Annotated in this window: 8 protein-coding genes, 1 tRNA gene and 3 pseudogenes; 6 read left to right on the forward strand and 6 right to left on the reverse strand. The window is 57.5% G+C overall.

What is annotated here, in order from left to right; translation table 11 throughout:
• Positions 1–27: 27 nt before the first annotated feature.
• The 4 genes and pseudogenes from CLV41_RS04050 to CLV41_RS04065 form a co-directional block, all read right to left on the reverse strand.
• The gene (locus CLV41_RS04050) at positions 28–1122 is read right to left on the reverse strand and encodes a hypothetical protein (RefSeq protein ID WP_103220951.1); all 1095 of its coding nucleotides are present in this window, start codon (positions 1120–1122) and stop codon (positions 28–30) included.
• A gap of 37 nt (positions 1123–1159) precedes the next feature.
• Positions 1160–4000 (reverse strand): hypothetical protein, encoded by a 2841-nt coding sequence (locus CLV41_RS04055; protein WP_146048495.1) that lies wholly within the window; start codon positions 3998–4000, stop codon positions 1160–1162.
• A 560-nt stretch (positions 4001–4560) separates the two neighbouring features.
• A pseudogene (locus tag CLV41_RS04060) lies at positions 4561–4881 on the reverse strand (integrase core domain-containing protein); the annotation flags it as partial.
• A 40-nt stretch (positions 4882–4921) separates the two neighbouring features.
• Positions 4922–6091: pseudogene (locus CLV41_RS04065) on the reverse strand (IS3 family transposase).
• A gap of 66 nt (positions 6092–6157) precedes the next feature.
• Here CLV41_RS04065 and CLV41_RS28375 point away from each other — a divergent pair.
• Positions 6158–6310, forward strand: a pseudogene (locus tag CLV41_RS28375) (IS481 family transposase); the annotation flags it as partial.
• 56 nt (positions 6311–6366) lie between these two features.
• Here CLV41_RS28375 and CLV41_RS04075 read toward each other — a convergent pair.
• Positions 6367–6456 (reverse strand) — tRNA-Ser (locus tag CLV41_RS04075).
• 320 nt (positions 6457–6776) lie between these two features.
• Here CLV41_RS04075 and CLV41_RS27440 point away from each other — a divergent pair.
• The 5 genes from CLV41_RS27440 to pabB all read left to right on the forward strand — a co-directional run bounded on the left by CLV41_RS27440 (position 6777) and on the right by pabB (position 12199).
• Complete coding sequence (locus CLV41_RS27440; RefSeq protein ID WP_146048496.1) at positions 6777–7091, forward strand: hypothetical protein; 315 nt, start codon at positions 6777–6779, stop codon at positions 7089–7091.
• A 206-nt stretch (positions 7092–7297) separates the two neighbouring features.
• Positions 7298–7954 (forward strand): peptide-methionine (S)-S-oxide reductase MsrA, encoded by a 657-nt coding sequence (gene msrA / locus CLV41_RS04085; protein ID WP_170107126.1) that lies wholly within the window; start codon positions 7298–7300, stop codon positions 7952–7954.
• A 408-nt stretch (positions 7955–8362) separates the two neighbouring features.
• Positions 8363–8686, forward strand: coding sequence for a hypothetical protein (locus CLV41_RS04090; protein WP_208987258.1), 324 nt, complete (start codon positions 8363–8365; stop codon positions 8684–8686).
• A complete protein-coding gene (locus tag CLV41_RS28330; RefSeq protein ID WP_103220954.1) occupies positions 8683–10173 on the forward strand; it encodes a methyl-accepting chemotaxis protein in 1491 nt (496 codons plus the stop codon). The genes CLV41_RS04090 and CLV41_RS28330 overlap by 4 nt, the downstream gene beginning before the upstream one ends.
• Before the next feature lie 190 nt (positions 10174–10363).
• The gene (gene pabB, locus CLV41_RS04100; RefSeq protein WP_103221526.1) at positions 10364–12199 is read left to right on the forward strand and encodes an aminodeoxychorismate synthase component I; all 1836 of its coding nucleotides are present in this window, start codon (positions 10364–10366) and stop codon (positions 12197–12199) included.
• Between the two features lie 72 nt (positions 12200–12271).
• On the opposite strand, the gene CLV41_RS04105 is transcribed toward pabB, so the two are convergent.
• Positions 12272–12910 carry a nucleotidyltransferase family protein gene (locus CLV41_RS04105; protein WP_103220955.1) on the reverse strand — a complete coding sequence of 213 codons (639 nt, stop codon included), beginning with the start codon at positions 12908–12910 and terminating at the stop codon, positions 12272–12274.
• Between the last annotated feature and the right edge of the window lie 67 nt (positions 12911–12977).

Raw genomic sequence — 12977 nt, forward strand, 5'->3', positions numbered from 1 at the left:
CGAAAGGCCTTGCCTCACGTTTGAAGGTCATTCCGCAGGCGCAGGTGTGATTGCGCTGTCGACGAAATGCTCTTCGAAATTTCGCACAAGAACCTCATAGTCGTCGTTCTCCCACACGACCTTCTGCTTCTCCTGCAGAAACCGGTAATTCTTACCGATTTCATCGCCCATTTCGATGCGAAACTTGGTCGATGTAACTAGGACACTCTCGGTAATGACCTTGGCGGCCATGAATTTGACTTTCTCGTCAAAAAGGCCGAACACCCAAGGACCGTTGTTTACGAAGAAGGATACTGCGGCGCGTTCATAGAGGGCAACGCGGAAATTGAGATTCCAGTTGGGTATATCACAGATAGGATAACCGCTGAGGTCTGCCGGCAAGGGGTCATATGCCTTATCGAAATCCCGGACAATCAGAGGCTGATAGCCCTTGGTCGTCAGATACCTGCAGAACTTCTCCCACTCTCTAATTTTGTTGTTTCGATCCTTTTGATAGGACGCTTCGCGCAATGTGATCACCGCCAGTTTCACATCCTGCAATCCTTTTTGGGTCAACCAACTCTCGACATTTTGAAGCGCGTCCGAGGGGGCTCGTAGCGACTGCACATTCTTGCCGTCGTTCACCTTGTCCCAAGTGTTGTACCAGCTGTAATAGCGCGTCGGCCGGTCCAAGGTATATCCATAGGGAAACACGGGGGAGCCGTCTTGCGGTACCAGCTTTTCCGCCGATTTGCGGTCAGAAACGATAGATATGCCGGAACAACTCGGTAGGGTTCTAAGAGCAGGGGCGATAATGCTTAAAATGCGATGTTTTGAATGATCCACCGAGTGTACTGACAAATCACGGAAGCCATTTCCTGGTGCAGGGACGACAATCAGCCGAACATGCTTGCAGCCGAATTCGAGCCTTGCGATTTCCGCCAACGATAGGAAATTTGCAATGTCAAACGTTACCGGACAGACGGCGAGATCGTAAAAAGCCCTGAGTTCGCCTTGAGCCGGAGACAACTCGATCCCCGGAGCGGTTTTTTTCGCAGCCGCCCAAGTTTTCAGTCGTTTAATCAGTTTATTCGGCCATCTAGGAAGCTTTTTTTGGAATTCGGCGACGATACCGCTGATCATGAGTTTTCCCACTAATGCCTTGAAAAATCCAGATCGCTTAAAGCTCATCGAGCAGCAAAGGCTGATCACCGCAAATTTGTCTCAAAAGACTCGTCGGGGATTCGTTTTCCCAGTCTTCCGGTGTCAGGGTAACACATACGCCGTTGTTGCCGACAAAAAGCTGGTCCCAGCCATCGTTTGAAACGACAATATTGGTGCCAGCGTTTTGGCAAAGTGCGATCGCGGCGTCTAGAGCATATACCGCTGGTTCAAAGAGGTTGATGCGCTCGGGCAATTGCTGACAGTTTTCCACGAAGTGCCTGCTTCCGTTCAGCAAAATGTTTCTGTGTGCTGCTATTTCCACCAAGCAGTCGGAGCACAGGATACTCTCGGCTTGTGCATTGTTGAGGCTATCGCCAAAGGTTACTACGACGAGATTTTCATCCAGGCCCTTTGAGCCCAGCCAGCGTTTGGTCTGTGTCAGGACGTCATTTGAAGCCGATATCACTTTAAGGCCGGTGATCGATTTAGCATCGGCGCCAGGCAGGGCAAGAGCCTCGATATCCAGCTTCCGCAAAACCTTATCGCTTTCACTCCTGGAGGCAGTTTCGATGCTTCCCAAGGCGTCAATATGGATATTCACGGAGCGGCCCGACATGCCGTAAAATAGCGTTAGGATATCTCCGGAGTGCGTTGCAGCTTCCGAACCGTGGAAAACGAGATCAAGAGCTGTCTTGCTATCTGTTCCAAGAACGGTCTTGTAAAAAATTCGTGCCAATGTGTTTCGGTTAATTGGCAGGTTTTCATCGATCAGGAAAGTGCGACGGATGCTGAAGTCGCCGCTGGTTCTGTCGACATCCTTGAGGTATCTGTTTTCCGCGCATTTCTGGATGCTGAGCGGCACGGACATGATCGGCATGTCGCTGCAGTTCCTGGCAACATTAGAGCGGTATTCATTTTTCTGCTCCCAATCCATTCGGATTTCTTCCACAGCGCTTTCAGGCGTTTCCGAAAGGTGTTCTTTTCGAAAAGCTTCGAATTCGCCGCATTTTACTTGCCATACCGCAGGATCCTTGTAAGAGCGGTAGTCGGCCAAAATCTTGTCGACAAGGCTCTCTTTGGTGCCGCAATAGGTCATTCTTCCCAAGTCGACATACTGATGAAACAGCTGGCGCCCCATGTCGTCCAGCAACGTTACATCCATGTCGAACTCCAACCCTTCGCGCGCGAGAGTGGAGTATTTCGTGATAACGTGGTGACACCGCTCCATCAGGCTATAGAGGGGGATCTTGCTCGAATTTTCGACTTCAATGTTATCAGTGCCGTATTTCTCGATAAGTTCCGCTAGGCCATCCACGATCGGAAGTTGCATAGGGTGTAACCTCACCAGAAGGCGGGCATCCTTCGGCAAGGCTCTGGAAACTGCCACGATACCGGTGAAATCCACATGGTGGTACTGCGGTGAAAACAGAATGTTGTAAGTGGCGTCACCAATTTCTTTCAAAAATTCTCTATGTGACGGTTTAAGTTTGCTTTCTTCTTTCTCGTGATTACGCTTGAAGATTTCCAGCTCGGCGTGTCCTGCGACGATTGCAGGGCGATGAAAGGCGTTTCGCGGTTGGTGAGTTTCCGAGTTCTCCTTTTCGAATTTGTCGAAGACCCAGTAATAATCGGGGTGATTGACGTAGCCGTTCTCGGGCATCTTCACCCAGTGCGTGGTTTGCCACTGATGGGATCCTATCAGGCCGTGTTGGACTTCGATGACTGGAATGCCGAGGCTCTTGCAAGCAAGGATCAGGCCGATGGACTCGGGAGAATAATAAAACTCCTGGAAGACGAATCTGGGGTTTATGCGGCCGACGAAGTCTCTGAAAAAATTGGCGTACCCCCAAGCGTACTGCATGTTTCTTAAAAGTGCATTGTAGTTCTTCTTGTCACTCGGCAGGCCGAGTTTGCTGCAGGCCCGCGTGTAGAGGCGCCAGGATTCCTTGCTTTCGGTGCCACTCCACGATGGAAAATCGGACTTCATATGATCGAAGAATCTCTTCTGGTCGTGCTTCCAGGGCGTGCGGAAGTATTTAGGCGCCAGTACACGCGGTTGGCGTTTCAAGGCCTTGTCGTCGTATTCTTCGATTTTCAAGCAGGAATAGTTGGGTGCGAGAAGCTGGTGCAGATAATCGCAAGGTCCGTCAACCCAAAACCCATTCTTTCGCTTGATGTACCGTAACGCACGTGAAAAGAACAAGAATTCGATATCGAGATTGCCGGCCTTGAACGCGGCGTCGTTTTCAAGAAACGAAATATCGGGTGGCGTATACTTAATTTCATTGGTAAAGGCATTTTCATACTGATACAGCGTCGCTTCTGCATCGCCGGCGATTCGTGTTGTCAGCCTGCCGCCTGCGAGGATCCGGTTTTCAACCTCGGTCGCAAGCACAGTGCGCAACATGGGCCAAATTTCCATGCCGTGATATTTGGCATTGGCGATTAGATTTACATGATGATTTTCAATTTCTGCAAGTATTTCAGCAAGTGAAATGCGGTAGTTGCTGGATTTTAGATTGCGTCCTCTTTGACTTAATGCTCGAAGAGGTTCGGTTGCTGCAAGCGGAAATTTCTCGCAAAAGGCGGTGGCATAGGTTCTTAGCTGAAACGAATAGGGAAATATTCTAGCAGCGGCGGTGAGCGGTCCCGAAAGCACTTTCGCTATTACCAAACCTTCTTTGCCTTTGAGCTGGCTGATCAACTCCTGAATGAAGACATTTATCTCTGGTGTGAGCGCCAAGACCGGTCTGGAGGTGTCTTCAACCTTTTCTTTGATAGTTGAAGCGCTGACACAAAAGGATGTCAATTCAGACCAATCGGATTCGAAAATTTGACTTTCTTGCATGTTCACCATAACGCGTCGCTTTAATAGGGATCTTGTATCCGAAAACACACTGATAATTTTCAAGCTTTTTTAGAGCGCCCGTTCTGCCTTTACATTTTCATCGATCCTATTGGCATGTTTTAACACTTTGAACAGTGCACGCATTCGATTTGTCACTTTATTTTTCGCTCTGCAACATTAGATCCTGACCCGCTCCCGCCTGAAGGGCAAGGACCCCTGATGGGGCCTGGCAATTTCAGTGACGATTTGAAGCGCGATGCGGTCGCGTAGATTGCAGGGTGGGGTTATCTGGTTGCGGTCTACCGAGGTGTTTTCACTAAAGTCAATACTCGCTTCACGCGGAGAGAAACAAGTTCTTGAAACCATTGAACTCACCCGAATGCGAACAAGCATCGGAAATTTGCCGACTAAAATAGGATTCGATGTGGAGAAGCCCGAAAGCGGCTGGGCGACAGACGTCACTTACCATCAGAATACCGCCTGTCGTGCTGTCGTGGCCGCTCTTTTTCTCGCCGAGTCGTGAGGCTGCCGATGCAGAGCCATCAGACCACTGACCTGCCACTGATCTTTCATCCAGCCGCAGCTTGAGCCCGGTTGGTATTTACGCCTGTTGGCGCAGGTTGAGCAAGCGCCCGATACGCGGAGCTTTCCTCTCTCGCAGCGAGGCGGGCGCTTGCCGTCGCCAGGGTCCGCGCATAGTCGGCCGGGGTCTGGTAGTCCAAAGCTGAATGCGGGCGTTCGGTGTTATAGTCGGCCGCCCATGCGGCGATGACCACGCGGGCATGGGCCAGGTTTAAGAACATCGTCTCGTTGAGCAATTCGTCCCGCATCCGACCGTTGAAACTCTCCACGAAGCCATTCTGCATAGGTTTTCCTGGCGCGATGTAGTGCGGTAATCATCCCATTTTTAGTGGGTTTCAAAACCGAGCTTCAGGCCGCTGTTTTCAGTTTCATTGCGGGCGTAATGCCGCCGATGGCCATGTTGGGCCGCTCATTGTTGTATGTCCATAGCCAGCGCGTGGCGTGATCCTGTGCCTCCTCAATCGTCTTGAATATATATTGTCCGAGCCATTCATGGCGAACGGTTCGGTTGTAGCGTTCGACGTAGGCGTTCTGCTGCGGTTTGCCGGGTTGGATATACTCCAAACCGATCCCACGTCTCGAAGCCCATATTTGCAGGGCGGCACTGACGTTTTCCGGGCCATTATCCACCCGGATGTTCAGGGGCTGGCCGCGCCACTCGATGATCCGCTCCAGGGTGCGGATGACACGAAGGGCGGGAATGGAAATGGCCACTTCAATGCCCAGGCCCTCACGGTTGAAGTCGTCCAGAACGTTCAAGGTCCTGAAGCTGCGCCCGTCGGACCGCTGATCCGACATGAAGTCCATAGACCAGGTCATATTGGGACCATCGGGAACAGCCAACGGTTCCGCTTTTTCCCGAACCAAGCGCTTCTTCGGCTTGATGCGCAGGTTCAGTTCGAGCGAACGATAGATCCGCCGGACGCGCTTGTGGTTCCATACGAAGCCTCTGACATTGCGCAGATAAAGGAAGCACAGGCCGAAGCCCCAGGTTCGGTGAGCCGTCGTCAGCCGGACCAGCCAGTCCGCGATCTCTGCGTTCTCGTTGCTGAGTTTGCGCTCATGGCGATAGCAGCTTTCACTGATCTGGAAAGTCCGGCAGGCAAGCGCGATGCTCACACCACGCAGCCGAATTGCATTCATGGCCATCCATTGGCCGTCAGGCGATGCTTGCATCGCCGAGAGGCTCTCGACGCTGAGACGGCCTCAAGGCTTTTTTCCCAAGGCATCCTTCAGCAACTCGTTCTGCATCGCCATTTCGGCATACGTTCCAGCGGGAAAACGATTCACTGGATCGTTTTCTTGTCCGCTTCCAATCTTCAGCCGGCGGTTCTCCTCGGCCATGGCCTTCATTTCCGCCATCAAGGAAGCGTCCATGCCGCCGTATTTCGAACGCCAGTTGTAGTACGTCGCGTTGCTGATCCCGTGCTCCCGGCAAAGATCGGCAACCGGCACACCGTTTTCACCCGGCTTCAAAATCGCCAGGATCTGGCTCTCTGTAAATCTTGATTTCTTCATCTCGTTCTCCAAGCGCATCAAAGGCCGGAGAAGTCCAATTTTCAACCCAGTGGTTTTTGGGGATGATTACCCACCGTTCTCGCCGGCCAGAGGCTCGGTATCAAGGAAGTGGACGAGGGAATTTGGCTGATCAGCTTCATGAGCTATGATCTGGGATATATCGATCTGGAGCAGAAAGCATTACAGACAATCGACAACCCGTTCGGCACGAGGTTGTAACCCATGTCTCCGGTACAAAATGGTACCTATGTCTCCGGGTCGGACATTATGGAAAATGGCGGACAGAGAGGGATTCGAACCCTCGGAACGCTTGCACGTTCACACGCTTTCCAAGCGTGCGCCTTAAGCCACTCGGCCACCTGTCCTTTTCAAGCGGTCGACCCGCTTGAGTGCCGCGCAATATACCCATGACGCGGTCGAGCGCAAGCGCCTTGCCGCGTTTTTTTGAAGTTGCCCTCAAGCTTTGGATTTTTCTGGGAAAATTGCGGAACCGCACACCGGTCGGGAGCGTTCACCCGGTAGCTTCCCGGGGCAAATGTTGCAGAATTGTGTTGCATATCAATTCTTGTGTATTATTTGTGTGATATTACCCTGAGGAAACGCTCAATTGGAAGCGTGACTGCCTTTTTTGGCAACTCACCGTGAGTATTAACTATATAAAGTGTGACGAGTAGAAAGATATACCATGATTAGTGTTTTTAAATTTTTATTCCGGTTACTGGGATACGGCCTTCTCGCTGTCGCGATTGTTGCCGGCATCTCGGATGCAAGTAGTTCAATTGCACAATCGCAAGTTTATATGGCGCCGCTCGGACATGTCTGGTCCGGCCTGTCCCCGCACACCCTTGAGCTGGTCGGAAACTCCGCTTCCCCGGGCCTGTGGGACGTCGCGCAGCGGACCGTGCTGGTCTGGCCGGTCTGGGCCGTCCTCGCCCCGCTGGGCATGCTGCTGTTGTGGCTCGGCGCCAAGCGCCGGCGCCAGCTCGCCCAGTTCGCCTGAGGTCCGCCCGAAAGGCTTCGGATCGCTCACATAAACGTCAATTCGCCGGCAGGCCCTTGGAATGGGCTGCCGGCTGCGCCACATTCATGGCTGACCATCAACCGGTAACGCACCTGACCCGTGGCTACCGCCTTGCCTGTCCGAAGCCTTCCGCCTCGGTCAGGCAAGGCGGCGCGGGCATGTGCAGGAGATCCGCCATGTCCTTCATGACCATGCTGTCCAAGAAGTTTTCGCTGCCGGGCAAGGACGAAGCCTTGCCGGGGCGGGCCGATGCGATCGTTCCCGCCGAACCTCATTTCGTCAACGGCAGGGCGCTTGCCGGGCCCTATCCGGCGGGACTGAAGACGGTCCTTTTCGGCATGGGGTGTTTCTGGGGCGCGGAACGGTTGTTCTGGCAGCTTCCGGGCGTTTATGTGACCGCCGTCGGCTATGCGGGCGGCATGACGCCCAACCCCACCTATAATGAGACCTGTACCGGACGCACGGGCCACACCGAGGCGGTTCTGGTCGTTTACGATCCCGACAAGGTGTCACGGGCCGATCTGCTGAAGGTGTTCTGGGAAAGTCACGATCCGACGCAGGGCATGCGGCAGGGCAACGATACCGGGACGCAATACCGTTCGGCGATCTATATGGCCGATGAGGAAGACCTGAAGGCGGCCGGGCAGTCGAAGGAGGCCTATCAGCAGGCCTTGAAGGAGGGCGGCGTCCCGGCCTCGATCACCACGGAGATCCGCCAGCTCGATACCTTTTATTTCGCCGAGGACTATCACCAGCAGTACCTGGCCAAAAACCCGGCCGGCTATTGCGGCATCGGCGGCACCGGTGTCGCCTGCCCGACTGGCTTCGGGCGGACCGCCTGAGACCAGCGTCTTTCCGAGACAGGCGGCTTTACCGTTCCCTCACGCCGCCGGGAAGCGAATACCTCCCTGCGTTCCGGAGACGTCTCCCTTGCCGTGCCCGCGGCCAAGGCATTCTGCGGCCAACCGAACGCGGACAGGAGGTTCGGCCACCTCGAAACCGATCGGCTTCGAGGTCCCCGATCGGTCCGGGCGGAGGCATTCCATCTGCATAATTCCCCTTCCCCGGATCGGTCAACTTACCTGATCTCATGGGCTCCCGCTCGAGAGCCGAAGATCCTTGTCGGACGTCCTCTTCAAATCCTTCGCAAATTTACCGATGAATTTTCATGCGCCACGCGGAAACTTCAGAGTTTCTTAAAGCGAAGATGCAACCTTGATCTGGAGTGCATCTGCGTAAGGTTTGATACGATGACGTCATCCGCAAAGATTTTTGCGGCGGCCTATTTTCTCGGCGCCTGCATTCTGATGAGCCTCGGTGTGCTCCTGCCTGGTGGCAAGGGGCTGGTCGCGGTGTTCGCGAAGCCGGGCGGTCTGACGGCCGCCGAGGTCATCGCAAGGGCGGATGGCCCGGTCATCTTTGTCCGCGATGGGTCCTGGGTCGCACTGACCGAGTCCGAGGACCATGAATTCATCGCCAGACTGTATCGGGCCGGGGCGGGATTTGTCGCCTCCTCGGCTGTTGCGCAGGTATGTGCGCGCTGGAATGGGGTTTTGGGGGAAAATACGATATGAGTGAAACAACGCATACGACCTCTGGTCTTGACGCCTTTCGGGACACTTTCGCCCGGATCGTCATCTATTTCACCTGGGTGAACGTGCTTCTGGTCATGGCAACCGCCTGGCTGGTCGGCAACGTCTCCCTTGTCGCGGTCGGCGGTGCCGCGCTGGTCCTCGGCGCGGCGGCGACGTTCACCTGGCTGAAGTTCGGCTCCGGCGTCGAAACGCGGCTCGCGACGGCCATGTCCCTGGCGGGGCTGGTGGCGCTTTTCGTCGCCGCGCTTGCCGCTCCGGCCGGGCAGGTCTCCTACCAGCTCGACGGTCATATGTACTTCTTCGCCGTCCTGGCGATCCTGGCAAGCTGGGTCGACTGGCGGGCGCTGGTGGCCTATGCGGCCGTCGTCGCGGTCCACCATATTGTGCTCAATTTCGCCATGCCCTGGGCGGTGTTCCCCAATGGCGCGGATTTCCCCCGCGTGCTGTTTCATGCCACCATCGTCGTGCTTGAGGTCGGCATCCTGTGGTGGATGACCAGCAATCTGGGCAAGGCCTTCGAAATATCCGACAAGGCGCGTCAGGAGGCTGAGGAAGCCCGTGCCGAGGCGGTAACCCTGCAGCGCCAGAGCGCGGATCATGACGAAGCGCAACGGACAAAGGAAGTGCTTGTCAACGAACGGATCGCGGCATTCCAGAACGACATCTCCGCCAAGCTGGACGAAGTCAGCCGCAAGGTGCATGAAATGCGCGGTTCGGCCGAGGAGCTTGGGTCCGTCGCCGAGGACACCACCGGGCGTGCGGCGTCGGTTTCGGACGCCTCCGAAACGGCCTCGTCCAACGTGCAGATGGTCGCATCGGCCGCCGAGGAACTGTCCTCATCCATCGCCGAAATTTCCCGCCAGGTCGAGCAGACCACCGGCATCGTGGTCCAGGCGACTGAAAATGCCCAGACGAGCAACACCAAGGTTGCCGGACTTGCCGAGGCGGCGAACCGGATCGGTGAAGTCGTCACGCTGATCCAGGCGATTGCCGAACAGACCAATCTTCTCGCGCTCAACGCCACCATAGAGGCCGCGCGCGCAGGGGAGGCCGGAAGGGGCTTCGCGGTGGTCGCGGCCGAAGTGAAGGAGCTGGCGACGCAGACATCCAAGGCGACCGAGGAAATCGGTGCGCAGATATCCGCCATTCAGTCCGAAACCAAGGATGCCGTTGCTTCCATCGGCCTCATCGCCACCACGATGGACGAGGTCAACAGCTATACCGCGGCCATCGCCGCCGCTGTCGGAGAACAGGGCGCGGCAACAGCCGAAATTTCCCGCAATGTGGCCGAAGCGGCGGACGGCACGGGCCGGGTTGCCGAAAATATCGGCGGTGTGCGCGAAGCGGTCGAGCGAACCGGCAAGTCCGTCGCGTCGATGGTGGAAGCCACGGAGACCCTGGACGGGGACACATCCGAAATGCGCCGTTCGATCGACGCCTTCCTGAAGGACGTCGCGGCCGCCTGACCCTCGCCGCCATCTAAGGACACGTACAGGGACCGGCTGATCTCAGCCGGTCCTTTTTCATGGTCGGCCGCCGCGGCTCTTGACGGATCGCCGCCCGGATGTCATGAGCCGCCTGTCGCCGACAGCTGCGCCGTGCGGTGTGTGGCCCCGCCTTCTTCAGCCCCGCCTTCTTCAGCTTGGTCTTTCCCGCATGTCTGACAGCGCATTCCCGCCCGGTTCGGTGTTGCTCCTGGATCTTCTGCGAAAGCGCTCGGCCCTGTTTTTCGCCGCACCATTCGAAATCGTCATCTGCCATCGCCTCGAGGATGTGCGCGCCTGCCTGGCAAAGCTCGAGGCGGCGCAGAGGGACGGCGCATACGCGGCCGGTTACCTCGCCTATGAACTGGGCTACGCGTTCGAGGAGACGCTCGTCCGCAACTTCAAGGCAACCGGCGAGCCGCTGCTCTGGTTCGGTCTTTACGACAGGGCCGAACCGCTCACGCTCGATGCGGCGCGGGCCATGCTGACGGCTGCGGGCGGAGAAGCGCCCCGCATCTGCGACGCCGTTTTCGACATGGACAGGGCCACCTATGGCGCGGCTTTCGAGCGGGTCCGTGGGCATCTGGCCAAGGGCGATATCTACCAGGTCAACCTGACCCTGCGCGCCGCCTTCCGGTATCTGGGCGCGCCGGAGCGGCTGTTCGAGGAGTTGATGCGCCGGCAGCCTGTCGAATTCGCCGCCTTTGTACGGACGACGGACCGGACAGTCCTGTCCCTTTCGCCGGAACTGTTTCTCGAACGGCAAGGCAGCCTGCTGCGCGCGCGGCCGATGAAGGGAACCGCGCCGCGCGGCCGCTATCCGTCCGAAGACGCCGCAATCGCCATCGGGCTGGCGAAAGACCCCAAGCAACGTGCCGAAAACACCATGATCGTCGACCTGATGCGCAACGACCTGTCGCGCGTCGCGGGGGCGGGGACCGTCACCGTGACGAAGCTGTGCGAGGTGGAGCGCTATCGGAGCGTGCACCAGATGACCTCCACGGTGGAGGCACGCGCGTCGCAGGACACCGGATTTGCCGCTATGATCGAACGGCTCTTTCCTTGCGGCTCGATCACCGGCGCGCCGAAACTCAGCGCCATGCGGATTGCCCGCGATCTGGAAAGCGCTCCGCGCGGCGTCTACACCGGCGCCATCGGGCATCTGGAGCCGGGCGGCGATTTCCGTCTCAACGTCGCCATCCGCACGCTGGTGCTACGCGATGACGGCAGCGGGGAGGCGGGGACCGGATCCGGGGTGGTTTTCGATTCCGGCGCGGCGCCGGAATATGACGAATGTCTGCTGAAACTGAAATTCATGACGCAGGCAACGCCGCGATTCGAGCTGATCGAGACGATGGCCTTCGATCCGGCGGACGGTTATCTGCTGCTTGAGCGGCACCTGCTCCGGCTCCAGGCGTCGGCGGCCTATTTCGACTTTCATTTCGACCGGCAGGCCGTTGAGGCCACACTTTCGGACCGCGCCCGGCTGTTTCGCGGCGCGCAGCGCGTGCGGCTGCTGCTCGGGGCTGACGGCGGAATTTCCGTGACCGCCACCGCTCTGGCGCCGTCGGACGGGGCAGCGGTCGTCACGCTGGCTCTCGCCGGCGACCCGGTGTCGTCCACCGACCGCTTTCTTTTCCACAAGACGACCAACCGCGCCTTTCTGGACGACACCCGCAAAAGCCTCCAGGCGCGGACCGGCTGCCAGGAAGTGCTTTTCTGCAACGAAAACGGCTTTCTCACCGAAGGCAGCTACACGACGCTGTTCGTGAAACGCAACGGCCGCCTGATGACCCCGGCCCTCGGGCACGGCCTTCTGCCGGGGACCCTGCGGGCGGGCCTCCTGGAACGCGGGCTGGCCGTCGAGGCGGATTTGACGCCGGAGGACCTGTTTACCGCGGAGGAGATTTTCGTCGGAAACTCGGTGCGCGGGCTGTTCCGGGCGCGCCTCCTGGAAGCCGAAGGCCGGATGCACGATGCCAATCTCAGTCAGGCGGATCCCCGTTAACCGCGGTTGCCTTGCCGCCCGCCCTGTCGCTGCCCCGGGCGGCACGCCGCCGGAGGACGGGTATCCCCGCGTTCACGACCAGGAAACGACGTCCAGTTCCGGCCAGAGCGCCTTCATCCGATCGGCTTTCGCGGCATAGGTTTCCCTGTTTTTCCAACCGTAGTTCGGCACGAGACGCATGGCGAAGAGATTGGCAAGGCCGAAGGGCGCATGGAGCACAATCCTGCCCCGGTCCAGCCGGGCCGCGACCGCGTGCGTGCGGGCCGCATAGGTCGTCAGCGCGTCCATCGAGCAGTCCAGCGGCCGGTAGGGGCGCCCGAAACGCTGTTCGTACCAAAGGTGCACCCGCGCCTGATTGCGCACCTCCAGCAAGGGCGCAAGGTCCGGCAGTGCCGCGTTCACCTTCCGGATGACGACATCTTCCGCCTCCCAGGAGACATCCGATCCGTCGAAATAGATCACGTCGAAATCCTTGATGCCGTGAAGATGCGGCCGGCCGGTCAGGACATTCCAGACACTCTGGTAAATTCCACCCGAAACCAGCCACCCGTCGGGCAGCGCGAGATCGCGTATGGAGGTGAGAATTTCCATCACATGCGGGAGCGTCAGAAGGATCTGTTCGAGCCGCGTGATACGCTCGTCTTCGCGGGTGGCATATGGATCCCCCAGCCGGGTATCGGGGCCGGACCGGGCTTTGGCAGCTGCTGTCATGCTACGGGCCTTGTCGTCAGCATCGTCGGGTCGCAAGCCTACGCGATTCTGCGCGTGGGAAAACCCG

It is taken from the genome of Roseibium marinum, from assembly GCF_002906165.1.
Classification (GTDB): domain Bacteria; phylum Pseudomonadota; class Alphaproteobacteria; order Rhizobiales; family Stappiaceae; genus Roseibium; species Roseibium marinum.

Coding starts and splice junctions, on each gene's coding strand:
- CLV41_RS04090 (WP_208987258.1), top strand. CDS start 8,363: ATGACGTCATCCGCAAAGATTTTTGCGGCGGCCTATTTTCTCGGCGCC.
- CLV41_RS04105 (WP_103220955.1), bottom strand. CDS start 12,910: ATGACAGCAGCTGCCAAAGCCCGGTCCGGCCCCGATACCCGGCTGGGG.
- CLV41_RS04050 (WP_103220951.1), bottom strand. CDS start 1,122: ATGATCAGCGGTATCGTCGCCGAATTCCAAAAAAAGCTTCCTAGATGG.
- CLV41_RS28330 (WP_103220954.1), top strand. CDS start 8,683: ATGAGTGAAACAACGCATACGACCTCTGGTCTTGACGCCTTTCGGGAC.
- CLV41_RS27440 (WP_146048496.1), top strand. CDS start 6,777: ATGATTAGTGTTTTTAAATTTTTATTCCGGTTACTGGGATACGGCCTT.
- msrA (WP_170107126.1), top strand. CDS start 7,298: ATGACCATGCTGTCCAAGAAGTTTTCGCTGCCGGGCAAGGACGAAGCC.
- pabB (WP_103221526.1), top strand. CDS start 10,364: ATGTCTGACAGCGCATTCCCGCCCGGTTCGGTGTTGCTCCTGGATCTT.
- CLV41_RS04055 (WP_146048495.1), bottom strand. CDS start 4,000: ATGGTGAACATGCAAGAAAGTCAAATTTTCGAATCCGATTGGTCTGAA.